The organism is Bacillus cereus group sp. BfR-BA-01347, from assembly GCF_022663835.1.
Lineage (GTDB): Bacteria > Bacillota > Bacilli > Bacillales > Bacillaceae_G > Bacillus_A > Bacillus_A thuringiensis_K.
Window position 1 is genome coordinate 1 of the sequence record NZ_JAKUGG010000032.1, and the last position, 26,625, is coordinate 26,625.

The following is a 26,625-nucleotide window of genomic DNA, read 5'->3' on the forward strand; positions in this document are numbered from 1 at the left end:
CACTTAAGAGGTTTTTTCTTTGTTAAGTAAAAGATATTTCGTCAATATTAAATGTCCAATAAGGATAATTAACACTAACTGTTCAAACTATCGGTCTAAGATAAAACTTGTTAGTTTAACTGTTCAAACTATCGGTCTAAGATAAAACTTGTTAGTTTAACTGTTCAAACTATCGGTCTAAGATAAAACTTGTCAGTTTAACTGTTCAAACTATCAGTCTAACCTTAAGTTCATTATACGTTCAATGCTTCCCTTTTTTCAAGATATGAACTCCAAATTCACAAAAGAATTTGTACAAAAACTTAAAGCAACGTAAACTACTGTAAACAAAAAACCCTTAGTATTAAGCCTTTCTTCCCTTCATATATTCCAAAATATACTCAACTTATCAATATCTTATTAACTTCTCTTTTTTCATGAAACTGAGGAACGCATTTTGACTCCCCCTTTTTTTGGGTGGGCAAAAACATCAAAAAAATTATTAAATCATATGAAAATCAATAAAAAGTCAATACAAATGAATACAAGTTAATATGAATCAATATGAAAAATACTTGCATTTTAATGATTTTTACCGATATTTTTGTATTTACTTGTATTAAATTGTATTTATTCGTATGTAATTGTATTGACTTTTTATAGTGGTTTAGCATATAATGGAATTAAGTTAATCGATAAAAAATAATCTTTAGGAGGTTTTTATATATGGCAATTCTTAAAGCTGGTGCAGACGCGGGAAACAGTGGTTTAAAGTTAAATGTATTAGGTCTTAATCCTTTATTCATACCAAGTATTTATTCACATCACATTGGAGAAGCTACAAACATTTTGAGTGATGAGGATATTTCTGTTGAAGAATTAGAAAACAATATTGATGTTACAATTTCATCACCTACCTTAAAAGCAAACAATCTGCGTTACATTATTGGTCAAAAAGTGATTGATGAAAACATTAAAGGTATTGAAATGGAAAAGAAATCGGATAAATCGAAAGATGATCTTGTGCTACTTGTTACATTAGCCGGTTTAGCAATTACCGCTATGAAAAAACAGCCAAATAAAAATAAAATTGATGTTACTTATGATCTTTCTGTTGCATTACCTGTCGCAACAATCACACCTCAAACAGCACAGGAATTTGTAGAACGTTATATGAATCATCATACAGTGAAATTCCACCATCCAAGCGGACGTGAAGTAGTAGTTAATATCCAAATTGAATTTTGCAAGTGTTTACCAGAAGGCGCGGCGGGTTCATGGGGAATCGTTTATGATGAAAAAGGTAAAACCATTAAAAGAAAAGTAGAAACTACAGAAGACAAAACTACAGAAATAGACTTTGTTGACAAAACAATATTATCTTTCGATATTGGCGCTGGTACGACAGAAGAAGTTGTTTCTCATGGTGTTAGCTTTAAACATAAAATGAGTCGTGGTTTACCATATGGAGTGAAAGAAACTTTACTTGATATTATCAAGGTTTGGAACTTAAACAATAAACAAAAGACAATAGACAGTATTGCTGAATTTAATGCAATTTATCTGGATTCTGAACATCCTCGTCATATTCGTTTAAAAGAGGCATCACGTGGCGCATTATTAGGTTTAGCAAATCGAATTGCAACTGATATTATTAATAAAATTGATGATATGAAAGATGATCCGTATGTATTCATTTATGGTGGCGGTGCCGCAATCGTAAAAGAAAGCCTACAGCAAATTTTAGAGCAAAAAGGACGTCTAACAAATGTTATTTTCTTAAAAGACCCACTTTTCGTAAATGCACGCGGATTACTTGTGTACACATGCTCTCCAAGATTTGAAGAATTAAAAGAAAAAGCACTTGCTCCTGTCGGTGAAAAATAATGGCCCGTAAAATATACAAAGCTGGTGATAGAGCAAATGTCTATATTAAGAAAGACATTTCACCAGACATGATCGATTTTATTAACAAACAAAGTGATCTTACAATGTTCTTTTTGTATGCGGCACAACAACTTCATAAACAAATTGGTAATGTAGATGTAGCGGAAATTTTACCACGTAAATATACATTTGCACTGGATAACGAAATACAACCTTTACCAATCGAACATGATGAAGGTTCAAAAACTGTTCATACACCTGTTTCGAATCAAACTCATATCGAAACAAGTCAAGAAATAACGAATCCTGGGGAATCCAATGATGAAGAAGAAAATACATCGTGGAATAAACTGAATGATTTAGAAGATGATCCATACGCATAATCCTAATAAAAAAAGAGTTGTTCTTTTATCAGAGCAACTCTTTTTTATTAGGATTATCTTTGTGTTGATTTGAAAGCTATGAAGTTTATTAAAGAAAATACTTACAAAGACTTGATTAAACAAAGATTACACTTCAAAATTGGAATTGAACGACCTTTGAGCGAGGGAGGATAAACATATGAATGATACCACATCACAAGAACGCGCTTACTGGACACATGAAGTATCTGAAAAACTACAAATATCTGATAGTACTTTAAAGCGCTGGGCGAATGAACTAGAAGTGAGCGGGTATAAATTCGCAAAAGGTGCAAATGACAGTCGTGCATTTACCGCTCAAGATATACAAGCATTAGAAAAGTATAGGTATTTGACCAAAAAACAAAGAGTAAAGAAGGAAGAGGCCGCAACAGCTGTTGTAGAAGAGTTTAAAGAAAAAACGAGCGATTGGGCGCCCCCCGCTCATCAAGAAAATGAACTAACTTTGAATAGCTCACAAGTCGCTCAAACTTTAGAAGCTTTTATGAGACAGCTTCAAGAACAAGAAAAAACAAATCAACAAATTCTCCAAGAATTACAGTCTGCTAACGAGTTAAATAAAACTCTGTTATTGCAATATGAACAATTGAAACGTGATTTTGATGAAATGCGTGAATCACAAAAACTTATAGCGTCCACCCAAGAGCAAAAACAAGGATTCTGGTCTAGGCTCTTTTCAAAAAATAAAGACGCATGATGAAAAACTACATCATGCGTCTTTATTTTTGTTCCACTACACAAATTATTTTTCTTCAAAACTAAATTCTAATTTGCTGTTTTGCAATTTAAAACTTTTTTTATATTTTCTTGCATGTAAATGTCAAAATGTTTTTGGAAGCTGCCTTGCAAAGATTTGTTGTATGATGCGTAAGTCAAATCTTTGCATTATATGTATACCAGATTACTAGTTAAAAATTAACAGAATCGTTCGTTGGATTGTTTCATAAAAATTCTACTTTCTCCCCATATTTAAAAAAATATTAAACTCTATAGAATAGATTCTAAAAAATCTGTCCAAACTTGTAACCAAATTATACAAGTTTAGGAGAGATGAAAAGTGTTTTTCAAAGATAATAAAACCATATTAAAAAAATGGCTGGATCGTCATGGAATAGAACAACAAAAAATCGCACGCACTGCTGGTATTTCTTTACCAACAATGACAAAGGCTTGTCGTGACAAAACGTATATTCCAACACCCCTTGTAATGAAAAAACTCTTGAAAGTTATTAGAAAAATAGACCCTTACGCACAACCACATGATTTTTGGAAAATGTAAATAGGCACAAGAACCATTGCTCTTGTGCCTTTAATTTATCCGTACTGTTTTTGTAAATCGATCCAGGATCGGCCATACATGCGAGAATGCCTTTTTGTTAGAAAGCTATTATCAAATTTTGGTTTAACCGGTAGCGCCATTTTACAAATGAACGATGGTTGCATTTCTCCCCCAGCTCTTACACTGATAATCGCGTGATGTGCTGGTATTTTATATGCTTGTTCTAGTGAAATTGTATCCTCAAATCGATACTTAGATAATTCAAATGTCTTTGTATGATCGTTCATAAATAGGAATTGCTGTACGCCGCCACCTTGTAAATTCTCTTGTAATGACGCTTTCAATTTGTTCCAATGGTGAAATGCATAGATGCTTCCTAGTCTCTCTTTTCTGCCCTCTGTACCCACTCTACCCATCAATTTAGTTAATCCTTCACTTTCATATTGCTCGGGTTCATTAAAAATGATAAACGCCCCATTTTCTTGCTCTTTTTTAGTCATTAATAGCCTGGTCATGAAGGTTTTTAGAGTGATCCAGTGAACAAGGGTTTTTACTGCATGTTCCCCCAATCCCCTAGCATTTGGAACCCTTAAAATAATAACTTTTCCTTCTTGCATCCATTTACCAAAATCAAGTTCTTTCAATGGGTCTTGTGCAAAGATATCATACAATCTTTCATTTCCAAAAAAGCGGTTTAATCTGGTTATGATGGGATCACACTTATTCCCTAATTGTTCATTATCTCCCCACTGTATCAGCTCATTCGCAAGACGCAAATTCCCTTCATTCACTAATTCTTGAATACGATTTACCCGAAAGTCCTCATCTTCTATAATACGTTTAATATTAAATAAACTTCCTTTACTTGCTTTGGCCGCATCCGTTAAATATTTTTCACTTCGGCTTAATCCTTCAATTTGCATGAAATCAATCATTTCATCCGCAAATCTTGAAGCACCGTTCCGCCCTAGCTTTGTAATTACTTCTGTTAAATCTAGAGGTGGGATATAATCACTGTCGTTTAAATCCAGATCAATAATGTTTTCTGGTGGTAATGCATCACGAATCCCGTCTGCCATACCCCGCCCACCTTCTTCTACAATTGCATCTGGTATGATAAAACTAATCTTATGTTTTGTATTTCCCTCAATAACAAAATTCTTAATTGCTGTATCTTTACCAGCCCCCTGTCCTCCTATAAAGACGTAACCTCTATAAAAATTATCTGGATTATCTATTGGCATATAGATTGCTATTTTTTGATCTTTCAATTCCGAATGTCCCAAAAATATTCCTTTCTCATCCCGCATAATCGCTGGTATCTCAATTTCAACTTTCTTTTTTACACTCAATGCATCTGCATATTTTCGTTGCAACTCTTTTACAGGCATTTGCAAAGCTAATTTGCTCATTTCATCGGTACTCATCAAATTTACATTCGGATCAAACTTTGTCTTGCTTGATAGTTCGAATGTATTTAATTCCTGTAATATTTCTGTTTGGCGTTTTCTCATTCTTATTTTTACGCCATGTAATTCATTCGTTTCTGATAAATCCATCATAGAAAGTGCTAAGGTTTCCCCCATTGTCTCCCTGGTTAACCGATCATGGGAATGTGAGGCCACCCGTATACGCGTTTTAAAAACAGGCTGATTTCCTTTGTCATAACTCACACGATTTGTTCCAACTTCATCAGCGGTTGTATGTGCCTTTTTAATGATGTACTCTTTGCTAAATTTTTTATCTGATTTAAAAAAAGCGTTCGAGAACGCCTGGAATGTATCAGTTAATAAATCATTTATTTCATTAATAACAGCCGCAACACCAATTTTAGCCCCTGTTACAAGTCGTTTTCCGCTCATATTAACCCGTTGGGGTGGTTTCCCCTTCTTTAACTTTTCAATGGCCCAGGAAGCGTTTTTTACCCATTTCTGACGGTTTTCCGCTTCATTACAGATACTCAATCGGCAAATGTCTCCATCATAACTTAGTTCATCAATAACACTTAAAATATTACCAATAGGCGTTTTTGTATCGTTGCTATTTGTATTTAAGGAAAAGATATCATGTTTCAAATATCGCATTTCTTGTACTATTGTATTTTCATTAGAAATTTGCAAATCTGATATTTCCGCTTCCTTAATGGTCACACTCATTTTGTTCTCTAGTTTTCTTTTGAGCTTTAATGCTTGATATTCGCTAGTTGCTACATAAAATTCAATTTTCTTCTGGCCCTTTTCCTGTTTGAAAACAACATCAAACCAGAAATAGTCCTTTTCACGATAATGAAATGTAATCCCTTTTCTTTCTATACGACTTCCCATACTTTCGTACATTTCATACATCTTATGGATCGCCCGCCATAAACGCTTTGTATTATTAGATACATCCGCATGAGGAATAATTCGATATACAACCATTTTGTTTTTTTCTACTTGTAAAAATTGTTTTAAAGAATATATCTCTTTTCTTTTAAACCAGGATTTTTTTATTTTCTTAGGTTCATATAATACTGGCAAATATTCATTTTGGGCCAAAACAGGAAGGTTTGTATTTTCTTTATCGCATATAATAAAGCCTTCTCCCTGTATCATTTTTAGGCCCCTCCTAATATACATATTGCTAAGATAAGTCCGCCTGCAAAATAGGCAAGCGGCTTCATCATCCCGCCTTTGTTTGTCATTGAACCTATCATGATAAATCCAGCTGTCACCAATGCACTATATCCCATAATATCGGGCAAATTTAGAATAAACCAATGACCTAATTCGCTTACTATATCAATCATAAATTCACCAACTGGCTTGAAAATCCATTCCATTTCCTTCCCTACAATAGCATCACTAAAATTATTTAATTGATCTAAAAAAGAACCCTCTTTTGCTTTTTCTCCAATATACCCAGCTGTATTAGCCGCAATCATTTTTCCACCTTCTAAAATGAATTTCACAAGGACCCCTCCTTTTAAATTCCCTTTAAAAAGTCTCTTATGTCAACCGCATGTCTAGCCAAGATATATCCACAACATGCACCAATTAAAATTTCTATTGCCTTTGTACGGTGACCCAATGCCCAGGCCGCGCCCGAAAAGATAATAACTAAAACTACGCCCGCATCAAACCCGTTCATAATGGCACTATGAACATTACCAAACGTCCCGTTAACTCCCGCGGCAAATGTTACCTTTGGAAGTATTAATATTAATGAACTCCCTGTAGCGGTAAAAACCTTTTTAAGTACGTTCTTACTATTTGTTTCTTTATGTGCTTTCTTTTTATAACTTTGGTCCATAAAAGAGCGAAAAGAAATCGTTTCTGTCTTAGTCATGATGCAACACCCCTCGTATAATTTTAAAAGAACTACACATACTACTTATAAACGAAAAGTAGGAGGTCTAACGATATGCATGTTGCAATTGCTGTCGCTGTAGGCGCGATTATTGGATCACTTGTTAATGTTTTTGTTGGGTAAAAATACAGGCAGTGAGCTTTTTGAAGGCTCCTGTCTTTTTGTTTGTGCCTTAATTTGTTCAATACGTGCCGCGGCACTTAAATTCTTCTTTCCTGTTACACTCTGTTCGTCTTGTCGAATTGGTGAATGTACTTGTTTTCTATCCTCTTCGCATGTTATTTTTTTATGTTTATCGGGTATATCGTTCCAGATCAATTTCTTTACATAACCCGAAAAATTTTTACGCTTTACATGCTGTAACATGATCCGATCCTTTTCATTCTTCTTATTAAATGCTACAGGTTTACTAAACTTTGATCTTTCCATTCTGTTCACCCTCCCCGATGTGACCGATAATATCGGTATTACTAAAACGTATTCCTTTCTGTTTGTACGTTATTCACCTTTTTATACAAAAAAATTCTCTACTTTTTTATTTAATCGATATGAACGGTAATATCACTTTTTCCATAAAAAAATGACCCTTTTAGGCCACATTTTTAATCATTAGCTATCAGCGTGCTTTACGCTATTAGCTATATGCCGACAGTATGAAACTTGTGCAAGTACAACACGAAAAAGAAGCGTCTTCTCAAAAATTCCGAAATATAAGAATTTTAAAATCGTATCAAAGTATAAAATGTTATAATTATACTGTTCCTTTTGCATCCATGAGAAGGATTTTAAAACCGTAAGACACTTAGAGAGGGGAAACAACTATGTCACTTTTACAGCAACATTTTGAAGAAAGAAGAGAATACATTTTCAATCGTCTTAAACAACCAGAATACATAGAAAGAAGCATAGAAAAAGTTCGACAAGCTCAAAAAGAGATCAAAAATACAGTGCGAACGATTAAAGATTTGTTACTCTTAGACAAAACAACTGTTCCTTGTTTACCAGAGGTTGCTCAATTTTCTCTTCAACACATTATTAATTCCGAGTCGTTTGAGAATGTCAAAAAACTCGTTCCATCCTCTATGAAAAAATTAAGTGAAGAAGAACGGGCAAAAGTGTTAGATGAAACATTAAGCGTAGCAAACCAAGTCATGAATTTAGAGCGTACTGTTTTTATCATGATGTTTAATGCAAAAGAAAAAATCCTCATGGATTCTTATAAGAAGAAGCGTAGATCACAAACAGAACTTCATTATGATGTTGCTGACAAAGAAGGATTTAACAAAGCTTTTTATGAAGAGCGTATTGATTCATTACAAAATGACATTCGTGTAATATCTTTTAAAAAGCTATGTGAGAATGAACCCGCACCAGAGGACTTAGAACTATTCAAACAACGTTATGAAACAATTATTTTACCAAAGGTACAAGAGATTATTTCCCTAATTGAACCAAGTTTAATAGATGTAGACGTATTTTTAAATCCAGTCATCGAGTATGGTGTAGGAGATATCACTTTAGACGCAATGATACAAAAACTACACAAAAATCTTTCTTTATTTCATGAATTATCAAAGGTTGAATATTGTCCAACAGTTGAACTAACAGTAAAAGAATATGTATTCTTAGAAGCTATGAACCGTTCCAAAAAAGGAGAGGGGTTGCAACCATCTAAATGATGTATACACAAGAGAAGTTTTATGAGAAGTTAATAGAAGAGAAAAAAGAAGTAACGATTTTTCTAATAAATGGTGTCAGAGTACCTGGAAAAATTATCGCTGTTGATAAATTTTCGGTATTAGTTTTAAGCAATGGAAAGCAACAGTTCCTTTATAAACAAGCAATTTCGACTGTTTCTTTATAAAACAAAAAACCTTTAAGAATATTACAATAATAACTTTTTTATCCTTTTATGGGATATCGACTTCAAAAATTCCCATACTTAATGTACTCTTAAATATAAGAGTTAGTTTTTTTCCTTTAGGGCAAGGCTGGTTTCAGCCTTGTTTTTTGTTTGCAATTTTTTGGGTACAATTTTTTCGAGATTCTATGTATAAAGGAGTTTAAAAGAAAAAGTGGAAATGAGATTACTACATGACATGATCGAAGATCAAAAAAAAGAATTGAGCTATCTTGTAAAAAAATATGGATTTAGCCATCAAAAAGTAATTGATTTTAGTCAAAAATTAGACCTTTTAATCTATAAAGCAATGGGGAAATATCAATTAGACCAAAAAATTAGGATAAAAAAAGAATCCTTTCAATAAGGATTCATAACGGGAAGATAAGAAACAGATATAGAAATAAAAAGAATTAATTATATTATAATTCAAAAATATGAAAAGCTATATTGAGAAAAAACGTTAGATGGGTTTCTTTGCCCATCCCCTCGAAGAGGGGAATAGCAAAAAAAGTATCAAAAAATACTTTAAACTAAAGTTTTTTACTTCTTTTAAAACTGAATATGTCAAAACATATACAGTTTAATTGACATGTTTCAAATAAATATAAGTTGTATTTTTGAAATAAATTTAGCTAATTCCCCCTTTTCGGGGATTTAGGCAAAAACAACCTATCTCCATACTTTCCCCTACCGATCTTAATTGATTGGTAGGGGAATTTCTGGTTTATGCAAAGAATTTACTATACCCATGTTCATGTGCCCAATGTTTAAAATTGTCTTTCCAAATTAACTTAGCACAATCCTCCGAACAACCTCTATCAAAATTATCAACTTTAAAATTACGGTCATATGCTGAATAGTAACCTTCATCAATCTTACTAGATACCTTCTCACCACACCAATTACACTTAAAAGACCAATTTCTTTTATCACTATTAAACTTTTTATATGTATACCTAGCCTTAGGAATTAAATATTTACCCGTTTCATCTTCTTCTAATGAAATAGATACACACCTCATATAATCTAATAACTGCATATGTTTATTGTAGTCATCTATATTAGGCATATCTTCACGCATATAAAACTCTTTAATTTCCTCAAACAATGCTTTTACATCTTCTTTTGAATAAACAGTTCCTCTTTCATCAGCTAAACAAGAATATTCTCTAGATTCCCCATTATCTTCTTGTACTTCTACTGGAATAACACGATAAAACTTAGGAAATACCCTTCTTATATCAATAGTCATTTATTTCATCCCCCTTAGTTTTAATAAATTTCCCCTTCTATAATGATAGCATTACATACAAAAAGGAACATGGATTATCTCCACATTCCCTTTTCAAATTGCTATATGTTCAATAATTGTTTGATAACTTCAAACAATCCAGTAGACCCAAATACAGCAGAAATAAAAACCTCAAAATTAGCATGAAAAGAAATTTCTGTTTTCTCTGAGTCCTTCTTATACGAAAACTTTATCATCTACAAAACTCCGTGTCGTATTTTGTATTCGATATAAATTAAAAAATTCCTTTATAATTCGACAATATTTCTTTGTACACTTATTAAAAAGTGCTGTCGACCACGTTATCAAACGATATCTACCCTAGATAGTAATTACTCACGTACCTATATTATCTCAAATTCCGCCTAATCAAACAAGTGTTTCCATATAATTTTTTTCTAGAATCTTATTTTGATTCCTGATCTTTATTCTCTTACTCTACCTTTCCCCTCATCATTTAACCACCTTAACTATCATTCGTTTTTCTTTATAACCTGATTCTGTGATATACTCATAATAAGTAAGGGAATCACTACCCTTCTATGTACTTATTTTAATTTATCTATTCACTTTTGGCGTTTAACTCTATGGGGTTAAGCGTCCTTTTTCGTTTTCCCCCTATATGGGTTTCTTTGCCCATCCCCCCGAAAAGGGGTAATAGCAAAAAAAGTATCAAAAAATACTTTAAAATAAAGGTTTTTATTTCTTTTAAAAATGAATATGTCAAAACATATACATTTTAATTGACATGTTTCAAATAAATATAAGTTGTATTTTTGAAATAAATTTAGCTAATGCCCCCTTTCGGGGATTTGGGCAAAAACAACCTAGATTGAACTTTCTGATTAATCGTTTTAAAATAAAATCGAGTTGTAGTAACAAGCTGTGATTAAACCCCTTACACGAAAAAGGTTGGCAAATATCCAATCTTTTTTTATGTAAATAGGCTCTCTTGCTTTTTGCATGAGAGCCTATTTACATTCGGGAACTGCCTTTCATTATTATAAAGAAATAATCCATATAAAACCAATGGGTTTTTTTATATTAAAACGCTACATTTTCTATATTCTATGTTAAAATTAGTGATTGAGGGTACAATTTTTCAAGAGAAAAAGGCAAACAATATAAATACTTTCTGAAAGTGTTCAATTCAAGTTCAACAAAAAGCATTTGTTATTCTATAGCAAATGCTTTTTGACAAATTACATTCTTTTTTATAACATAAAAAAGGAATTGAGTGTACCAGACTCAATTCCTTCGGTGAAGTCATTTGCCAACGAATACCTGGTGAAAGAATCCTTCTTTTATGATTGGATTCTTTTACTTTGTTTTGAGCATAAAACGTAATATTGTATATGCCATTTTTCTTGCTGAACATCCTCGTTTTATCGCTAATTGTTGTAAGAGCTTATGTTGAAATGGTGTTAATTCAAATTCGATAAAATGCTGAAAAGCATGAGACTGCTGAACAGGCACATCCTCCATATAAATATAGTCTAACCCTTCTGTTACTAACTCTAATGCGATTTGATCTAAGCTTTCATTATAAAGTGCTAATTCTTCCAATCTTTCATATAAATGTGGTTCTAAAGAAATCAATAATTTTTTATTTTCTTTTCGAAACTTCTGCTTTTGACCTCTCCAATACTGTTGCTCTTGCATAACTGCATGTAACATTTTAATTCCCCCTATTTATAATTTAAATTTGTATTTCTTCCTTTCCTACTTATTGTTTCTTACAGTATCAACAGCGGCTAAACAGGCGGCTATCCCTAGACGTTTTTCACTATATATTTTCTTGTTCACTGTTAGGTACCAGCACCCATTTTCTTTTACGCTCAATAGATCGTCATATTGCCGCCCTAATTTTTCTAGAATAAAAGTGGATTCCTCAACAGGATTGAAATATTCAATCGGCATTCTAATAAATGGTGTACGATTCTTCCCCCAATATGTACCGCATTTTTCTAGCCCCAAAAACTCTTTTGCAATGACATAATCTAGCCTTTCTGTTGCAACAGATAAATCATGATACGGTATCCACCAATTAGAATCACTCATGGCCACAAACTCTTTTGCAATACTGTTGTATAGGATTTGACAAATACTAATACCCTCAAAATCATCTTGTGTAACAACAAAATCAGACTGTCTTAATTTGTGCCCGTTTTTATCTGTTGTACCAATTTCAAATTCTTCACTTTTCAATAATTGAACTGTCTTCATCACATTAAATTCCCCCTTTATTTCCTAAATGAACATGCTAAAATATTTTTGAAGGCATCTTATTTCTTGTGCCCTTCACCAATACGATCACTCATCACACTTCCCCTTTCTGTTGCTTTATAGCAATGGAAAGGGATTGTTTTGTAAAGCGGCTTTTACTTTCTTGCATAGCGTTCTGAAGCAATTTCAACTTTGTTTCTTTGCAAAGAACTCTCCATACAGATACACCAATTTTCATTTTCTTGCCTCCCTTTTATAATTCTTCTCCACACTCATGCCAAACTTTTATAGCTTCATCTGTCCCCTTGATTTCGATTGTTTGATTATCTACATGTGTACAAGAAATCTCTTTGTCTTCTAAATGTTTTTTTATGTGAATTACAACTTCTTCAATGCAGTAATAACATAGTCTTCCTAACGCAAATCCTTCTGCGGCAATCTCTTCGCACGCTCTACATTTGTAATCTTCCATGTGATTGCTCCTTTCTTTCTTAAAGGACTAATTCACTAAGCTGACAGCAATCAACGCACTAATTAAGATCAAACCAATAAATTGCATGGTACTCTTTAATGATTGAATCAATATGTTATCTCCTTTCTAGAGGGATTGTTTTGAAAATAGGCGTTCTTCCATAAAGCTTCCCTTTAAAACCCATATAGAATACCCGAAAATAAGTAGGTGAAAAGCATCATAAAAATGGAGGTTGCAAAGAAACCATAAAACCAAATCTGATCGGAAACATTTTCTTCAATACCAAAATAACGATTTAACTTTTTTGTAATTTTCTGAAATTTATAGGTAAAATTTTTTGAGGAATTTAAATTTAAGGTGAGGTTGTGTTAAAATAGGCTCACCAGACGTAATTTTAATAAGGATTTTTTTCATAGCCATTCTTCCTTTCTTAAATTATGATTCTGTATTAGAGAAAGATGTTTTTTGAGCTGGCAGGCTAGGGAACATCTTTCTTTTAAAATATTAGTTTTTTCGTTCTCCAAACCAATTTATCATTGCTTCAGAAGTAATAATCCATTCTTTTCTCTTTCCATTCGGCTTAATAAAGCATTTGATTAAGCCCTGTTGAATCATAACTTCTCTTTCTTGATCCGCTTTTTTAGAAATTCCCTCTTGTAACTTGTTCCTTAAAGTTGAATCTGGTATCTTCCAATAGAATGCGGCTTCACTAGGTGTCATGTAGTTATCAATTGCTTTCATAATTCTTTTCCCTCCACAATACTTTTGCTATAATATTTGTAGAAGGATTGAAGGGAATTCCTAGGTTCCCCATGATAAATCCTAATATCATTCCGAAGCCATTTATCACATTGATAATGGCTTATTTTATTATTTATCCTCCTTCTTTAAGTTTTTCTATAACTCAATTATAGGACTTATAAGTCCTATAATCAACTACTTTTTGTTTTTTTATTTCTTATTTTTTCGACAAATTAAAAAAGCTATGTATAGGAGTACCGCCAGCATTTTGGAAAATAACCATGCTAAGTGTATGCGAGATTGTATACAGTTTTTTTGCTAATACAGTAACAAACAAGAACCCTAAACCCACGCCAGGATAGGAATGTATAAAAAGATGAATAGGGTTATAGAAAAAGAAAAAGGCGAATTCCTTTTGAAAATAGGAATTCACCTTTCCCTTGCTACTGATAATGAGACATTATGTAAACTTCAAATGAATACGATATACAAAATATGGATTTTACAAGAATAAATAATCATAAATTTGGCACATTAGAAATGTGATTATTTTAAGTGCAAATATTTTCCTAAAAGGAGGAAATGAAATGCCGATAATACCCAACTTCCCGGAAAATCTCGATCATGAACATCATGCCTGGCATGAGCCATCAGCTCATCCTAATTTTCCGACACGAAGGATCTTACCTCCAAACCCTGGCGCAGGTTTAGAATTTCTCCAATTTCACCGCGATTTCATAGGTAAATTTCATCAGTGGTACGATTCCCAACCATTTGCCGATCAAAATGCAGTTGCACCGTGGACATCAATTCCACCGGAGCTAAAAGTAGCAAATGCAGGATGGAACTCTCAATGGATAGATGCTGAAAGACGAATCCTAACTAATAATCCACCATTTGCATCAGCTGATGAACTTGGATTATTTATTGAATTAGGTATACATAATCGATTTCTTCATCGTGCATCATCGATTATATACAATGAACCAATTGTTGGAACCTTTCATTCACCAGAAAGCACGCTGTTTTACAAAATACATGGACTGGTAGATTTTTGGTGGACTTCTTGGGAGAAGAGCCATGGTTTTAGTGGTTCACTAGCAACTGCGCGCCAGACAGACAACCAGCTTGATCTGTTCGCTGTGGACAAACAGGGACGTGTAAACGTCATGTGGGTAGTAGGAACAGGAAATTGGCAAGGACCGGTTCCTCTGACTGCACCGAACTATGTTCCACGTAATGCGGTATTAACAACCGCACATCAAACAGATGAACAACTTGATCTATTTTTCGTGGATAGTCAGGGGCGTGTAAACGTCATGTGGGTAGTGGGAACAGGAAATTGGAATGGACCAGTTCCTCTGACTGCGCCGAATTTCGCCTCTCCTGGTTCGGATATAGTAGCCGCACATCAAACAGATGAGCAGCTTGATCTATTTTTCGTGGATAGTCAGGGACGTGTAAACATCATGTGGGTAGTGGGAACAGGGAATTGGAATGGACCAGTTCCTCTAACTGCGCCGTACTATACTTATAATACGGGATCGAATCTTGTGACTGCACATCAAACAGACGAGCAACTTGATCTATTTTTCCAGGACACCTCGGGACGTATAAATGTCATGTGGGTAGTAGGAACAGGAAATTGGCAAGGACCGGTTCGCCTGACTGCACCGTTCAATCCGTTTTTCAGTCGAATCGGAGCGACTGCACGCCAAACGGACGAGCAAATTGACCTGTTCGCCGTGGATGATCAGGGACGTGTACATGTCATGTGGGTAGTAGGAACAGGAAGTTGGCAAGGACCAGTTCCTCTGACTACACCGAATTTCGTCCCAATTATTACGCGTCCAGCGACTGCACGTCAAACGGATGAGCAAATTGATCTGTTTTTCGTGGACAAGCAGGAACGGGCAAATGTCATGTGGGTAGTAGGAACGGGAAATTGGCAAGGACCGGTTCCCCTAACTGAACCGAATTACGTTCCACGGGATACGCGTTTAGTGACTGCGCGCCAAACGGACGAGCAAATTGACTTGTTTTTCGTAGACAAATATGGACGTGTAAACGTGATGTGGGTAGTCAATACTGGTCCTTGGCAAGGACCTATTATCTTGGGGTAGGACTGAGATACGTGTGAAAATTAATTTAAAAAAACTTCCGCTAACGAATTTCACGTCAACTAGCCTCTTTTGTGGAGGCTAGCTTTTTTGTTTAGCGTGGTTTTTTTCTAAAATACTGACGATACTCCTGTATATACATAGCTCCATACCCGTTATTTCACAACAATTTTCACTTTTGCTCCATTTGGTAATTTCTCAACTTTATTACCTATATACGAACCAGCACCACGATTATCAGCTGGTTTTATATGTCTTATGTCCGCACCTTTTCCACCTTCACGACACAAAGCCATAGGGTATTCATCCCGATCATACCCTTTTTTCGTTGGAACATTTGCTAAAGACTGTTTTCTCCTTTCTGCGGCTCCATCCCGATCAATTGTACAAATATCTGTCTTGCCATTTGCAATCGCATCTTTAATATGTGCCGCGGTTTCTGGATACTTATTTGATGGAAACTCTATAACTTGTGCAATTTCTTGTGTTCCACTTGTTTGTTTTGCAGGATTTGAATTCTGAATTGCTGAACATCCCGAAAATAGTAACCCCATTACTAAAAAACTACTTACCGCCCCTTTAAAATTCATTATGCTCCCCCTTATGAAAATCTTAATCGAATTGGCTAAACACGTAATCATAAAATGCATCTGCAACATTCTCCACAAGATGATAAGAAACATACTTCTCCAATGCTTTCATTAACATAGGCTTTTCACCTATAAAATTAATCGTGTAATCCATTAAGAAACTCCAATTCCAGGATGGAATTGCAATCAAACAACTATGTTTCATCTCATGTTCACAAAAATAAACCGTTGGTGATCCACATTGCTTTAATACTTCAAACTCAACAGACTCCATTTGTTATCCCCCTTACTCTATAGTGTGAAATCCTCCATTGTTTTACGAATTTCATCTGCTTCCACACCAATGTATTGTAAAGTTTGCCCTTGTGTCGCATGGCCAAATAGTTTCATCAAATAGTACACATCTTTCTTTCTCTGGTAATAGTGATATCCAAACGTTTTTCGCATACTATGTGTTCCCCACTGTTCTGAATCAATACCGCAAGCCTCGGCCGCTTTATGCAAAAAAGTATGAGCCATTTGTCTTGTAATGGGTTTATCTCCTTGACGACTTGGAAAAAGCCAATCAGAATCAGCACGATTACTTGTGTATTTCGCGATTTCTTGTTGTAAGACTGAATTGAAATACACTTCTACCGTTGTATCTGTTTTTTCCATTTTAATTTTCATGACATCTTTTCCACGAACATCTTTTACACGTAATCGTAAAATGTCACTGATACGTAAACCTGTATTAATTCCAAAGTAAAATAAAAAGTAATTTCGATATGAGGAATTTTGTAGTAACCAATCTTTCATTTGTTCAATTTTTTCTAATGAACGAATCGGCTCTTTTGATCCAGGTTTTCGTCCTCCTTTCGCCATAAAACACGACCTCCTAATTCGATGTTGTTACCTATAATATGTAAAACTTAATTTAACTATAACTTCATTTTGTTAAACTGACAATCTTTTTCTTTTCATTTTATAGCGAAAAAAACCAGTAATACCATAGAAAAACGCATGATATCACAGGTTCTTGTGAGTTTAACATTTTGTATGTTTTGTAAAGCTTATATTTCATTCACATTGGATGTGCTACAATAGGTAGAAATACAATATTAAATCGTATTACATCAAAAATCACATTAAGATACATAGGAATCACTAAGATAAATAGAGAATATACCCAATTCATTTTGCACCTAATTAGGTTATCAAATATACTCATCAAGGGGTCCTACTAAATGAAAAATTTATCTCTATATAGTTATTCAATGAAATAATTTTTTTGTTATGCAAAGTAAGAAAAATGTATAATGGCGGTTTAAAGATAAAATATATAGGAGTTGAATAGTAAATGAAAGATATTTATGAATTATTGCTACAAGTTTATCCGCTTGTCACAGAAGTAGAAGAAAAACCATGCACTGAATATGAAAAGTTAAAAATTAAAGAATCATTAAAAAAGTTACTTTTAGAAAGAGAAAAATGAATAAATCTTACTAATAAATTAAATAAAAAAGAAAATAAGGATCTGATTGACTTAAGTAATTAGGTTTTCTAAAATCACAAAGATTTTATCCGCCAAATGTTTAGACTAAAATATATTTTTTCTAGAAATCTATTACTATCTATACTCTTCTCCTTAAATATAAATCATAATAGCCTTACACGAGAAATTTTTAGAATATTGTTGTTTTTTGGAATACTTATGGTATAATTATCCATGTAATATATTAACAAAAAGAGAGGGAGATATGCATGAAGAAAAAAGCGATTACATTTGCTTTATTGGGATTACTAGCAGTAGGTTCTGTTGTACCAATAACAGCAAAAGCTGCAGAAACATGGGATTATGGATATAATCAATCAAAAATGCAGTGGTATAACCATTATTTACATTCTTCGTTAAAACACTATGGTACAATTACCAAAAACGGTGTAACTTACTATGGACCAGTTGCAAATCCTGGAGGTTGGTCGATGTTAAATTTAGATTTTAACGGACCATACGCTGTTAGTTATAATAAGCACGTTCTATAATACTAGTTGCCAAAAGGGATTTATATATATTAATAAATCCCTTTTTGCTTTGAAAAGGTGATAAATATATGATTGAAATAATAAATATGTGCAAGGCATTTAATAGAAAAACTATTTTTAAAGATTTTAGCTTAGAAGTAAAATCAGGCGAGTTCATTGGTATCGTCGGAAAAAGTGGTCAGGGGAAAACGACTCTTTTAAATATAATGGGTACTTTAGAAGAAGCTGATTCAGGTATTGTAAAAATAATGGGTAAAGAAATACATAAAAGAAAAATAAAACGACTTTTATTAAGAAATCACTTAGGTTTTATCTTTCAAAACTACGCTTTAATAGATAACGCAACAGTAAATGAAAATTTAGAAATTGCTCTCAAACATAAAAAATTGAAGAAAAAACAAAAACATGATGCTATATCTTTAGTATTAAAAGAAGTAGGTCTTGTTGATTATGAAAAGGAAATAGTACATACCCTGAGTGGTGGAGAACAGCAACGTGTTGCAATCGCTAGATTGCTACTTAAAGATCCTTCTTTAATTTTAGCAGATGAACCAACTGGATCATTGGATAGTGAGAACCGAGATATTATTGTATCCTTGTTTCAGAAATTACATAAACAGGGAAAAACAATTATTATGGTGACTCATGACAAAGATTTAACTAAATTCTTTTCAAGAACAATAGAATTATAAGGGAGGAATGGTTATGAAAAAATTAATTTTTCTTCTCTTTATAACCACTTTTATAGTTATAAGTTTTTTATCTATAAAACAATTTGAATATATTCAATTTCAATCTTTTAATAATGATAGTACAGGTGAAAAATGGAATCTAATTGTGGAAAATGGGGATTCTCAAAAAAGCAAATTTGAAAATTTTCGTTTATTAGAAAAGATGGCAAAACAGGCGAACGTAAACTTCCAAAGAATATCTTATGAAAAGGATAAAAATAACAAAGATAAGACAGTATATTATGTGGCCTTTTTTGAAAATGATAAATACTTTGAGGGATTAAAATTAAAGGCTGGTAAATTTTTAAATATAAATAGCGATCAAAATGATTTTATGTCAACTATAAAAACTCATAACAATCATCAAGTAGGTCAACTTGAAATTTTTCATAGTTTTGACCCAATAGAAATTCGTCCAATGATTGCCGCTGAAAAAACAAAGGACATCAAAGGTACATATACTTTAAATGGAAAAGAAAACGCAGAAAAATTAAAAGATCTAGCATCTGAATATGGATTTATTGTAAAAATTTCAAAAGAGGAAGCTCAAAGTTCAATTACCCAATATCCTTATCAAGATATGATGTACAAAGCATCATTAATATTATGCTTATTAATAGCACTTGCAATGTTATATGATGTAATTAATAACTATAAAGAAATAGCAGTTAGATATTTATTAGGATATAATTTCTGGCAAATAGGGGCTTTTTTATTTAGGAAGTATATTATAGTTTTCCTAAGTTCATTATCTATAGGAATTTCAGGGCTATTAGTATACTTATATTTTTATAACGGGTTCCAACAATTGTTCCCTTTTCTATATTTTTGGTTAAACAATATAACTCCATTAATTTTAATTATCTTACTAATATTTATCGTTACATGGTTAGGGACCAAAACCATAAATATTTCTCAAATGATTAAAAATAAAAAACCTATAAAACCATTGTTTTATATAAATATTATTATTCGGTTTGTATTAGCTATTTTTCTTACATTGGGATTACAACAAGGAATTAGTTCTTTTCTTGGACTTAAAAGTACTGTGGATAAAGAAAAAAAATGGTCTCTATTAAAAGACTACTCTTATTTAGGAGTAATCTCAGAATCTGAACCAGGACTATTAAAGTCTCAAAATGAGGAAGAAAAGCGACAGTTTCAATTATTATATACAGAACTAGAGTCACAGGGAGCTTTTTATATTTCTCCATCTGCTTACTATATGGATAGTTCTGAAATTCCTATAGGCCCAAACCCTTGGGGAATGGATGGAAAGAAAGTTGAAATTAACAAAAATTATCTATCTGTAAATCCGATTATTGGAGTTGATAATAAACGGGTGGAAATTTCAGATGACCCTAATTCTAATGAAATAACTGTCATTGTACCAAAAAAATTTAAGAAATACGAAAATGATATTAAAAGTACTATAGCAAAAGATTATATAGGTATATATAATGAAACAGATTCTATCCCTCCCAAAGTGAATATTTTATATGTTAAAAATAATCAATCTTACTTTACCTTCTCTACAAATATGGCAGAAAAGAATAACTATGAAATAACTGATCCAATTGCTATAATAGTAAATAGTAAATTTGATCCACGTATTTTGGCAACTAGCATTTCTATGGGATATGGTTATTATACTAAAAATAGCGATCGTGAAAATCCTTTCAAAGTAACACAAGATACTTTAAAGAAGCATAATTTTGATAAGGTTTGGCAACCTATTTCTGTAGCTTATTCTAATGTGGAATTAAAGATAGCAAATAACAAAGAATTGCTACAATTAGCCACAATTTATTGTAGTCTATTTGTAATCTTGGCAGCTGTTTTACTATTTTTCTCTTCTATGTATTATTTAGAAATGAACAAAAAGTCATTAGCATTACAATGGATTTTTGGTTATAACTTTTTCGAGAAACATTATCTCGCTTACTTGGTAATATTGGTATTTTGGAATTTTACGTTTGCGATTTGCTTTTTTAATACAAGTAACACTTTATTACTTGTAAAAACAATCATAGGACTTACAATTTTCGACATAATATTAATCAGTATTATTTTAAGCATAAAAGAATATAATATTACGAAACAGATACTTATAGAAAAATAATGTTGAAAAAGGAGATTAAATGGGTGAATAATAAAAAGATAACGGTTAGCTTTTTAATTATTATCCTCCTGCTATCTTTAGGAGCTTACTTTTACTTCTTCTTTTTAGAAAAAAAAGAAGAAGTAACTAATACAAATAATGAAAAAAGTTATCAACAAGAAAAAAGTTCAAATACAAGCTCGATTCCAGTTAAAGAAAATAAATACTATGTTGTTTACATTAAACAAAAAAATGGCAATGGTTCATCCTTTGTTCCTGTAAAACTCAATCCTGGTTTTAAAAATGACGCTGATTTTAATGTAAGTATTTCATTTGATGATTATGGAAATATCATAAACGATAACAAAATTATTGTGATTGATAATTTTGTTATTTCAAAGGAAAACAAAGAAATGATTAAAAAAATAGCAGGAATAAATGAATATAATGAAGCCCTGCAAGAAATTGAAGATCGAGTAAATGAGACTAAAAACAATCTAAAAAAAGAAGGACATATTTAAATAAAGAGAGTCCATCAAATTCTTATATATGGCTATATGTACGAGTATACTTAGTATGATAAAACATAATCTATTAATTACTTATATTTGTAAAACAGGCCCTTATGCTAAAGTACATAAGGACCTGTTTTTTTATGGAAATGGTGAAATTATAAAAAGTTATTCATCAGTAAATATTAATGTTAAGCCAAGATAATATTTAAAATTTGATACTAGTGTTGGTTTGAAATAATGATTGATGATTTTAAAAGAAGTCTGATCATTTATAAAAAAATTGATAATTAATAATAAGATCCCGATATAAATTAATTAGGTAGATCAAAAAGCGTTCGCTATTTTTATGGAAAATGAATAGTTAACATATTCTTTACTATTTAAGCAGAAAAACAAAAAGAACTTGTAGAAGTCACTACAAGTTCTTTTTGCTTTAAAGCGAATACACGGGACACATAAATTATTTCATTATTCATAACGGGGAAACCATATTGATTACGGCTTGATTCCATTATATAACAAATATTAAAATCTCGGGTTTTGATGTTTGAAAATTATGTGAATTAATCAATAAAGGTCCACCCTTCCTCTAAAAATCTCATTTATTGATTTTATATAAACCGTTTTAAATCAACGTAGATATCATAATAAATTAATAAAAATATATACATAGGTAAATAAAGAAGAATGGTGCATTCTTATAGAAATACGTATATTTATATTCTGGATTAATTAACTATAGGAAAATGATCTTCATATTATAACTACATATAATTCTTAAATATATGTAAATGGAATGTTTTTATCTCTTTTACTTAAATGATGAAGAAATTAGTTGTGGAAAAATTAAACAAATGTTTATTTGAAATGTTTTGTTTATGAATCAAAATTTGAGATATGAGATAATACAGGATTCAATTGCCTACTTTGTTAAATTTAACATTTATCATATAAATATTATATAACAAAGAAAAAGAAAACTAAGTTCATCCATAATTTTTGAAAACAACCACCCAATATCCATATAAAAAACTATTATTTTATTAATAATACCTTTAGTTATCATTAAACTTATCAAACAATAGAAAACAAAAATAACAATCTAATAAGGATTGTTATTTTTGTTTTCTATTTACAGATTTTCAGATATAAATTCACACAGCTTTAAATTTATAATTATACAACACCTAATATTTTACTTACTATTTGAACAAGTAAACCACTCGCAGTATTTTGAAAGAGATCAGATAAGAATTCTTTATTATATTTTTTAATAATTGATTCAAAAAGAGAAATATCTTCCTTTTTACTGGCAGCAAGAGCTTCAATACTTGCTTTTTTTACATCGGATTCGATTTTGATAGAAGATATCACTTTTTCTAAATCAGAAATAATTTCTTCCCAATTAAAATTCGGGGGTATGTTACTAGTATTTAAATGGTTATTGTTACCGAAATTCGCTCCTTGTATAGAAGTACCTTTAATATCTCTAATATTGACAGAATTATCTTCATTATGTTTATTAAAACTTTTTGCATTATGTGAATTTACATTAGAGTTTTCTTGGATAGTTGCATCAAAAACATTATTATTTCCGCTTACTTGATAATCATTTCCATAAATTATTTTTTGTTCTTTTATATTTACTGTAGATTCCATATGTTTATTGTTAAAAGCGTTCTCTACAACAGACTTGGCTTCTTCTAAAAAAGGCTTGTCTGAAAAATAAATTCGATAGTATTTTCCTGAATTCATTTGAAAATTTAAGTATTGTCTATTACTTGAATATGATTGATACATTAACCATATATACATACCAGAAAGCCCACATCCAATTAATCCAACCATTAAAAATTCAAATAATATAAAGAATGAAATTAAGAAAATAAAAATAGCGATAAATGGAACTTTAAATTTCTTTTTACCTGCATATAAAAGCGCTATATTACTTAAATTTAAAGTAATATCATTAAATTTTAAAATGTTATCTTTTATAGTAAAAGACTCAGTTATAATTTCCTTGTCATCAGAATTGATGAATGTTTGAAGGTTTTTCTCCATATTAATAAGCTCCTTAATAGATATTAATTTCCTATTAGGGGTCACCATATCATTTCGAGGAATTTGTACATTTAGACACATTTTAAACATTTACTACACATTAAGAGCTATCTGTCCAGAAAACCTTATGTTTTTGCAGTGTGTAAACAAATCAATGTTCAATTAAACTTAGATTTTTATCTTTCTAAAACATCTATTAAACATTAAATAATGTTGTAATGATAAAAATTTTTAGCCCGTCCCGCATAAATTTTCAATAATGATATTGTGATCCCTCTTACTCAACCAAAGTAACCTCCCCCCTTTTTTTTCCATTATATCAGTAATTCAATCAAGTAACTAAAGAAAAATTACTATGGTACTTAAGCAATATACTCGGAATAAATCCCAAAACCGTATTCAAGTAATTCCCATATTATACTTACAAAATGGTATGTTCATTCTTTTGAAATGCTCACAATAGAACTATAAAACCTAATCTAATTTAAATTATACTATTACTTTTAAATTTTTATTTTCTCTATCCAAACTTGAATTTTTATTTTGATAATTTCAAGTTTTTCAGTAAGCATCTTTTCAAAAGCCTTATAAAAAGCATTATTTGATACAGCAATGAAAAATAAGATAAGATAGGTTACTTTTTTATTTTCATTTACTATAATTCCCTTGAATCCCCATTCCTTTAAAACTTTTTCACTGGCCATAACTAATGAAAAAGCTCCTGAAAAATAGGTAACCCAAAAATGTACTCGATAAAACTTCGTCAAGAATATTTCCGAATCGTATCTCCAAATATAAATAAAGTGTAAAATTATAGATGATAGAATAGAGAAAATACTAGCCATTATTAACATACAGAGAAAGATTTCTATTGAATCTGGAGCGAAAAATATTGTGAAAAGCGGCTCTGCAAAATAAACCATTTGAATCCCAAATGCTACAGTACAAAAATATAAAATGAGAAAATAACAAAATACCATGTTAATTATATAACCTCCTGATATGTATTTGTATCAATATATATTATCATATAAATTTAATATAGAATTCCCAACTATAAAAAACATAAGTTTGCACAACAAAACAAAATTATGGTTAAAACAAATAACTACTAATTTTACTGCTATTCTGTATCTATATTTTTTAATATATTATGTATGAACTTATCAAGTGTATTTTATTTCCATATACTCAATGTATATTCCCCCCAGATATATTTACCTTACTTTAGAAAAATTAAGACTTAAATTAGTGGAAATTATCTTAAAAAATAACATCTATACATGCAATAATGAACAATTCCTCTTTTAGTTTGTAAAGGTATACCTTTACAAACAGTTAAAGAACATCTATGAAACATTGAAACATCAAGTTTATAAAGGTCATTAAGATTATTTTGTAAACGTTTATTTTTAGTGAACACCTTTATAAACGAAAGTAGTATAATTGTGGTAACAAATGTAGGGAGCATATTAAATATGGCAAATATTTATGGATATATATGTGTAAGTACAAAAGATCAAAATGAACAACGTCAATTACATAAGATGATGGAAAGAGGAGTGGAAGCTCGGCTTATTTTATGTCGAAATTTGCTTAGCGTATATTTTCGTTAAAATGTGGGGCGGTACCCCTAAAACATTTTTTAACATGTTTATTCATCTTGTAACAGCCATGCTTTACTACCTGTCTAACATCCACTATCTTATTTACTTCATTTTTCAACATATCTGAAACATCTACAACAATTGTGTTTATTAAAACACTTACTACACGCCGGTACTGGGCCTTATAAAAGGTGTATATCTCATCAAAAGTAATAAATATATTTTTGGTGTAAAAAAACAGCTAATTTATTGCTGTCTTTTTACTTTTTGGTAGATGAATATTCAAATGTTAAGAATAAAAAATACGAATCCCTAAAAAGGCTTCGCTTCAAGAGGCTAATAAATAAATAGTAATACATAGAAAAATAGATTAGAAGGGTATTAATAACTTTATATTAACCTATATGTCACATTGGTATAGGTATATTTCAAGATATGCAACATTACATATAATTTATAGTTGATAATAATTCTCGTTGTAATTATAATAGTTACAGGTGAAGTTATATATTGTCTAAGCCTAAGTATGTTTTTAAATACAACATGAATGGAGATGTTTTAGGATATGAAAAAAATCATTTTAGCTGGTGCATTAGGAATTGCAACCCTTGCAGGTACAAATTTGCCAGGATTAGAGGTAACAAAAGCTAGTGCAGCTGTTGAATCAAATATTTCAACCATTGAAGGTCGTGTAGTGGAAGTTACAGGAAATACTATCTATATTGAAGTAAAAGAATCTAACGAGCATATTGACAATGCTAATCGTTTTAGTATTACTACAACTAACTTTAACCCTAATGTAAAAACTGGTGATTATATAACAGCTACCGGTGCAATGATGCGTAATTTTGAGGATTATATGATTGCACAGTCTGTTGGAAAAGTTGAAAATGATCCTATTTTAAACCGTGAAGTAAATGGCTATGTAACAGGTGAAATTATTGAAATAGGAAATAGATTTAACGACTCTAACTACGTAATAGTTCCTTATATCAATCAATTTGGTCAAAAGGAAATTATAGAAGTTCGTTTAACTCAAGGACAAAAATTTAACCTGGGAGATAAAGTAAGAATTAATATGGAATTTGCTTTTGGTCGCGGTAATATTAATGCAGATGCAACTGTTAAAGATAATATTCAAAAAATTGATAAAACCAATACTCAATCTCATCAAGATGATCGATGGATTTGGTCTTAATATAAAATTTTATTTTTCTCTTAATCAAGAAAATATTTTATTTGTTTTAGCTAATTTTTTTGTTAAGAATATGTAGAATTAAAATATAAACCAACTAAATGTATAAACCCTTTAATCAAAAAGAACTTG

The 26,625-nt window shown here is 31.4% G+C and carries 30 protein-coding genes and 1 pseudogene; 15 read left to right on the forward strand and 16 right to left on the reverse strand.

What is annotated here, in order from left to right; translation table 11 throughout:
* The first annotated feature begins 705 nt into the window (after window positions 1-705).
* The 4 genes from MR143_RS29080 to MR143_RS29095 all read left to right on the forward strand — a co-directional run bounded on the left by MR143_RS29080 (window position 706) and on the right by MR143_RS29095 (window position 3,567).
* On the forward strand, window positions 706-1,866 hold the full coding sequence (locus MR143_RS29080; protein WP_242281174.1) for a ParM/StbA family protein: 1,161 nt from the start codon (window positions 706-708) through the stop codon (window positions 1,864-1,866).
* Window positions 1,866-2,249, forward strand: a complete 384-nt coding sequence (locus tag MR143_RS29085) for a hypothetical protein (protein WP_062821407.1) — start codon at window positions 1,866-1,868, stop codon at window positions 2,247-2,249. The genes MR143_RS29080 and MR143_RS29085 overlap by 1 nt, the downstream gene beginning before the upstream one ends.
* Window positions 2,250-2,427: 178 nt before the next feature.
* Window positions 2,428-2,985, forward strand: coding sequence for a MerR family transcriptional regulator (locus MR143_RS29090; protein WP_242281175.1), 558 nt, complete (start codon window positions 2,428-2,430; stop codon window positions 2,983-2,985).
* Window positions 2,986-3,345: 360 nt separating this feature from the next.
* Complete coding sequence (locus tag MR143_RS29095) at window positions 3,346-3,567, forward strand: helix-turn-helix domain-containing protein (RefSeq protein ID WP_000465160.1); 222 nt, start codon at window positions 3,346-3,348, stop codon at window positions 3,565-3,567.
* A 35-nt stretch (window positions 3,568-3,602) separates the two neighbouring features.
* Here the strand turns inward: MR143_RS29095 and MR143_RS29100 are convergent, their stop codons facing one another.
* From MR143_RS29100 to MR143_RS29115, 4 genes are all read right to left on the reverse strand, one after another.
* Window positions 3,603-6,161 (reverse strand): ATP-binding protein, encoded by a 2,559-nt coding sequence (locus MR143_RS29100; protein WP_242281176.1) that lies wholly within the window; start codon window positions 6,159-6,161, stop codon window positions 3,603-3,605.
* A 2-nt stretch (window positions 6,162-6,163) separates the two neighbouring features.
* Window positions 6,164-6,517 (reverse strand): hypothetical protein, encoded by a 354-nt coding sequence (locus MR143_RS29105; protein WP_242281177.1) that lies wholly within the window; start codon window positions 6,515-6,517, stop codon window positions 6,164-6,166.
* A 14-nt stretch (window positions 6,518-6,531) separates the two neighbouring features.
* Window positions 6,532-6,894, reverse strand: coding sequence for a hypothetical protein (locus MR143_RS29110; RefSeq protein ID WP_000167718.1), 363 nt, complete (start codon window positions 6,892-6,894; stop codon window positions 6,532-6,534).
* A 117-nt stretch (window positions 6,895-7,011) separates the two neighbouring features.
* Window positions 7,012-7,344: a hypothetical protein gene (locus tag MR143_RS29115; protein ID WP_242281178.1), complete on the reverse strand. Its 333-nt coding sequence runs from the start codon at window positions 7,342-7,344 to the stop codon at window positions 7,012-7,014.
* A gap of 392 nt (window positions 7,345-7,736) precedes the next feature.
* On the opposite strand from MR143_RS29115, the gene MR143_RS29120 reads away from it, so the two are divergent.
* From MR143_RS29120 to MR143_RS29130, 3 genes are all read left to right on the forward strand, one after another.
* Window positions 7,737-8,594 (forward strand): hypothetical protein, encoded by an 858-nt coding sequence (locus tag MR143_RS29120; RefSeq protein ID WP_242281179.1) that lies wholly within the window; start codon window positions 7,737-7,739, stop codon window positions 8,592-8,594.
* Complete coding sequence (hfq, locus tag MR143_RS29125; RefSeq protein ID WP_016123539.1) at window positions 8,591-8,779, forward strand: RNA chaperone Hfq; 189 nt, start codon at window positions 8,591-8,593, stop codon at window positions 8,777-8,779. The genes MR143_RS29120 and hfq overlap by 4 nt, the downstream gene beginning before the upstream one ends.
* A gap of 217 nt (window positions 8,780-8,996) precedes the next feature.
* Window positions 8,997-9,182, forward strand: a complete 186-nt coding sequence (locus tag MR143_RS29130; protein WP_242281209.1) for an aspartyl-phosphate phosphatase Spo0E family protein — start codon at window positions 8,997-8,999, stop codon at window positions 9,180-9,182.
* Window positions 9,183-9,542: 360 nt separating this feature from the next.
* Here MR143_RS29130 and MR143_RS29135 read toward each other — a convergent pair whose 3' ends face one another.
* From MR143_RS29135 to MR143_RS29165, 7 genes are all read right to left on the reverse strand, one after another.
* Window positions 9,543-10,070 (reverse strand): hypothetical protein, encoded by a 528-nt coding sequence (locus tag MR143_RS29135; protein ID WP_242281180.1) that lies wholly within the window; start codon window positions 10,068-10,070, stop codon window positions 9,543-9,545.
* A 1,359-nt stretch (window positions 10,071-11,429) separates the two neighbouring features.
* A complete protein-coding gene (locus tag MR143_RS29140; protein WP_000902066.1) occupies window positions 11,430-11,786 on the reverse strand; it encodes a hypothetical protein in 357 nt (118 codons plus the stop codon).
* Window positions 11,787-11,831: 45 nt separating this feature from the next.
* Window positions 11,832-12,335, reverse strand: coding sequence for a hypothetical protein (locus MR143_RS29145; protein ID WP_098839558.1), 504 nt, complete (start codon window positions 12,333-12,335; stop codon window positions 11,832-11,834).
* A 94-nt stretch (window positions 12,336-12,429) separates the two neighbouring features.
* The gene (locus MR143_RS29150) at window positions 12,430-12,573 is read right to left on the reverse strand and encodes a hypothetical protein (RefSeq protein ID WP_000690451.1); all 144 of its coding nucleotides are present in this window, start codon (window positions 12,571-12,573) and stop codon (window positions 12,430-12,432) included.
* Window positions 12,574-12,588: 15 nt separating this feature from the next.
* On the reverse strand, window positions 12,589-12,807 hold the full coding sequence (locus tag MR143_RS29155; protein ID WP_242281181.1) for a hypothetical protein: 219 nt from the start codon (window positions 12,805-12,807) through the stop codon (window positions 12,589-12,591).
* A gap of 173 nt (window positions 12,808-12,980) precedes the next feature.
* The gene (locus MR143_RS33585; protein ID WP_225989288.1) at window positions 12,981-13,118 is read right to left on the reverse strand and encodes a DUF3961 domain-containing protein; all 138 of its coding nucleotides are present in this window, start codon (window positions 13,116-13,118) and stop codon (window positions 12,981-12,983) included.
* Window positions 13,119-13,311: 193 nt separating this feature from the next.
* A complete protein-coding gene (locus MR143_RS29165) occupies window positions 13,312-13,548 on the reverse strand; it encodes a helix-turn-helix domain-containing protein (RefSeq protein WP_000643706.1) in 237 nt (78 codons plus the stop codon).
* Window positions 13,549-14,135: 587 nt separating this feature from the next.
* On the opposite strand from MR143_RS29165, the gene MR143_RS29170 reads away from it, so the two are divergent.
* Window positions 14,136-15,671 carry a PLL family lectin gene (locus tag MR143_RS29170; RefSeq protein ID WP_242281182.1) on the forward strand — a complete coding sequence of 512 codons (1,536 nt, stop codon included), beginning with the start codon at window positions 14,136-14,138 and terminating at the stop codon, window positions 15,669-15,671.
* Window positions 15,672-15,823: 152 nt separating this feature from the next.
* Here MR143_RS29170 and MR143_RS29175 read toward each other — a convergent pair whose 3' ends face one another.
* The 3 genes from MR143_RS29175 to MR143_RS29185 are packed head-to-tail and all read right to left on the reverse strand — an operon-like array spanning window position 15,824 to window position 17,122.
* The gene (locus tag MR143_RS29175; RefSeq protein ID WP_242281183.1) at window positions 15,824-16,258 is read right to left on the reverse strand and encodes a NucA/NucB deoxyribonuclease domain-containing protein; all 435 of its coding nucleotides are present in this window, start codon (window positions 16,256-16,258) and stop codon (window positions 15,824-15,826) included.
* Between the two features lie 22 nt (window positions 16,259-16,280).
* Window positions 16,281-16,532: a hypothetical protein gene (locus MR143_RS29180; RefSeq protein ID WP_242281184.1), complete on the reverse strand. Its 252-nt coding sequence runs from the start codon at window positions 16,530-16,532 to the stop codon at window positions 16,281-16,283.
* A gap of 17 nt (window positions 16,533-16,549) precedes the next feature.
* Window positions 16,550-17,122, reverse strand: a complete 573-nt coding sequence (locus tag MR143_RS29185; protein WP_061658228.1) for a tyrosine-type recombinase/integrase — start codon at window positions 17,120-17,122, stop codon at window positions 16,550-16,552.
* A 475-nt stretch (window positions 17,123-17,597) separates the two neighbouring features.
* Between MR143_RS29185 and MR143_RS33085 the strand changes: the two genes are divergently transcribed.
* The 5 genes from MR143_RS33085 (at window position 17,598) to MR143_RS29205 (ending at window position 21,636) form a co-directional block, all read left to right on the forward strand.
* Window positions 17,598-17,732, forward strand: coding sequence for a hypothetical protein (locus MR143_RS33085; RefSeq protein ID WP_255446532.1), 135 nt, complete (start codon window positions 17,598-17,600; stop codon window positions 17,730-17,732).
* A 269-nt stretch (window positions 17,733-18,001) separates the two neighbouring features.
* Entirely contained in the window at window positions 18,002-18,283 is a 282-nt protein-coding gene (locus MR143_RS29190) for a lactococcin 972 family bacteriocin (protein ID WP_061884968.1), read from the forward strand.
* A gap of 68 nt (window positions 18,284-18,351) precedes the next feature.
* On the forward strand, window positions 18,352-18,975 hold the full coding sequence (locus MR143_RS29195; protein ID WP_242281185.1) for an ABC transporter ATP-binding protein: 624 nt from the start codon (window positions 18,352-18,354) through the stop codon (window positions 18,973-18,975).
* 13 nt (window positions 18,976-18,988) lie between these two features.
* Window positions 18,989-21,136 (forward strand): FtsX-like permease family protein, encoded by a 2,148-nt coding sequence (locus MR143_RS29200; protein WP_242281186.1) that lies wholly within the window; start codon window positions 18,989-18,991, stop codon window positions 21,134-21,136.
* Between the two features lie 23 nt (window positions 21,137-21,159).
* Entirely contained in the window at window positions 21,160-21,636 is a 477-nt protein-coding gene (locus tag MR143_RS29205) for a hypothetical protein (RefSeq protein ID WP_061884971.1), read from the forward strand.
* Window positions 21,637-22,806: 1,170 nt separating this feature from the next.
* Here MR143_RS29205 and MR143_RS29210 read toward each other — a convergent pair.
* Complete coding sequence (locus MR143_RS29210; RefSeq protein WP_000414403.1) at window positions 22,807-23,691, reverse strand: hypothetical protein; 885 nt, start codon at window positions 23,689-23,691, stop codon at window positions 22,807-22,809.
* Window positions 23,692-24,194: 503 nt separating this feature from the next.
* Window positions 24,195-24,395 (reverse strand): hypothetical protein, encoded by a 201-nt coding sequence (locus tag MR143_RS29215; protein WP_242281187.1) that lies wholly within the window; start codon window positions 24,393-24,395, stop codon window positions 24,195-24,197.
* 744 nt (window positions 24,396-25,139) lie between these two features.
* Here MR143_RS29215 and MR143_RS29220 point away from each other — a divergent pair.
* Window positions 25,140-25,271: pseudogene (locus MR143_RS29220) on the forward strand (recombinase family protein); the annotation flags it as partial.
* 592 nt (window positions 25,272-25,863) lie between these two features.
* On the forward strand, window positions 25,864-26,496 hold the full coding sequence (locus MR143_RS29225) for a hypothetical protein (protein ID WP_242281188.1): 633 nt from the start codon (window positions 25,864-25,866) through the stop codon (window positions 26,494-26,496).
* Window positions 26,497-26,625 lie beyond the last annotated feature (129 nt).

What these genes read in the sequence shown, in the direction of transcription:
- hfq (WP_016123539.1), top strand. Translation starts at nt 8,591, where the DNA reads ATGATGTATACACAAGAGAAGTTTTATGAGAAGTTAATAGAAGAGAAA.
- MR143_RS29120 (WP_242281179.1), top strand. Translation starts at nt 7,737, where the DNA reads ATGTCACTTTTACAGCAACATTTTGAAGAAAGAAGAGAATACATTTTC.
- MR143_RS29195 (WP_242281185.1), top strand. Translation starts at nt 18,352, where the DNA reads ATGATTGAAATAATAAATATGTGCAAGGCATTTAATAGAAAAACTATT.
- MR143_RS29135 (WP_242281180.1), bottom strand. Translation starts at nt 10,070, where the DNA reads ATGACTATTGATATAAGAAGGGTATTTCCTAAGTTTTATCGTGTTATT.
- MR143_RS29085 (WP_062821407.1), top strand. Translation starts at nt 1,866, where the DNA reads ATGGCCCGTAAAATATACAAAGCTGGTGATAGAGCAAATGTCTATATT.
- MR143_RS29080 (WP_242281174.1), top strand. Translation starts at nt 706, where the DNA reads ATGGCAATTCTTAAAGCTGGTGCAGACGCGGGAAACAGTGGTTTAAAG.
- MR143_RS29225 (WP_242281188.1), top strand. Translation starts at nt 25,864, where the DNA reads ATGAAAAAAATCATTTTAGCTGGTGCATTAGGAATTGCAACCCTTGCA.
- MR143_RS29215 (WP_242281187.1), bottom strand. Translation starts at nt 24,395, where the DNA reads ATGGCCAGTGAAAAAGTTTTAAAGGAATGGGGATTCAAGGGAATTATA.
- MR143_RS29185 (WP_061658228.1), bottom strand. Translation starts at nt 17,122, where the DNA reads ATGGCGAAAGGAGGACGAAAACCTGGATCAAAAGAGCCGATTCGTTCA.
- MR143_RS29200 (WP_242281186.1), top strand. Translation starts at nt 18,989, where the DNA reads ATGAAAAAATTAATTTTTCTTCTCTTTATAACCACTTTTATAGTTATA.
- MR143_RS29090 (WP_242281175.1), top strand. Translation starts at nt 2,428, where the DNA reads ATGAATGATACCACATCACAAGAACGCGCTTACTGGACACATGAAGTA.
- MR143_RS29155 (WP_242281181.1), bottom strand. Translation starts at nt 12,807, where the DNA reads ATGGAAGATTACAAATGTAGAGCGTGCGAAGAGATTGCCGCAGAAGGA.
- MR143_RS29180 (WP_242281184.1), bottom strand. Translation starts at nt 16,532, where the DNA reads ATGGAGTCTGTTGAGTTTGAAGTATTAAAGCAATGTGGATCACCAACG.
- MR143_RS33085 (WP_255446532.1), top strand. Translation starts at nt 17,598, where the DNA reads ATGAAAGATATTTATGAATTATTGCTACAAGTTTATCCGCTTGTCACA.
- MR143_RS29190 (WP_061884968.1), top strand. Translation starts at nt 18,002, where the DNA reads ATGAAGAAAAAAGCGATTACATTTGCTTTATTGGGATTACTAGCAGTA.
- MR143_RS29165 (WP_000643706.1), bottom strand. Translation starts at nt 13,548, where the DNA reads ATGAAAGCAATTGATAACTACATGACACCTAGTGAAGCCGCATTCTAT.
- MR143_RS29110 (WP_000167718.1), bottom strand. Translation starts at nt 6,894, where the DNA reads ATGACTAAGACAGAAACGATTTCTTTTCGCTCTTTTATGGACCAAAGT.
- MR143_RS29210 (WP_000414403.1), bottom strand. Translation starts at nt 23,691, where the DNA reads ATGGAGAAAAACCTTCAAACATTCATCAATTCTGATGACAAGGAAATT.
- MR143_RS29150 (WP_000690451.1), bottom strand. Translation starts at nt 12,573, where the DNA reads ATGAAAATTGGTGTATCTGTATGGAGAGTTCTTTGCAAAGAAACAAAG.
- MR143_RS29130 (WP_242281209.1), top strand. Translation starts at nt 8,997, where the DNA reads ATGAGATTACTACATGACATGATCGAAGATCAAAAAAAAGAATTGAGC.
- MR143_RS29170 (WP_242281182.1), top strand. Translation starts at nt 14,136, where the DNA reads ATGCCGATAATACCCAACTTCCCGGAAAATCTCGATCATGAACATCAT.
- MR143_RS29100 (WP_242281176.1), bottom strand. Translation starts at nt 6,161, where the DNA reads ATGATACAGGGAGAAGGCTTTATTATATGCGATAAAGAAAATACAAAC.
- MR143_RS29145 (WP_098839558.1), bottom strand. Translation starts at nt 12,335, where the DNA reads ATGAAGACAGTTCAATTATTGAAAAGTGAAGAATTTGAAATTGGTACA.
- MR143_RS29140 (WP_000902066.1), bottom strand. Translation starts at nt 11,786, where the DNA reads ATGTTACATGCAGTTATGCAAGAGCAACAGTATTGGAGAGGTCAAAAG.
- MR143_RS29175 (WP_242281183.1), bottom strand. Translation starts at nt 16,258, where the DNA reads ATGAATTTTAAAGGGGCGGTAAGTAGTTTTTTAGTAATGGGGTTACTA.
- MR143_RS29115 (WP_242281178.1), bottom strand. Translation starts at nt 7,344, where the DNA reads ATGGAAAGATCAAAGTTTAGTAAACCTGTAGCATTTAATAAGAAGAAT.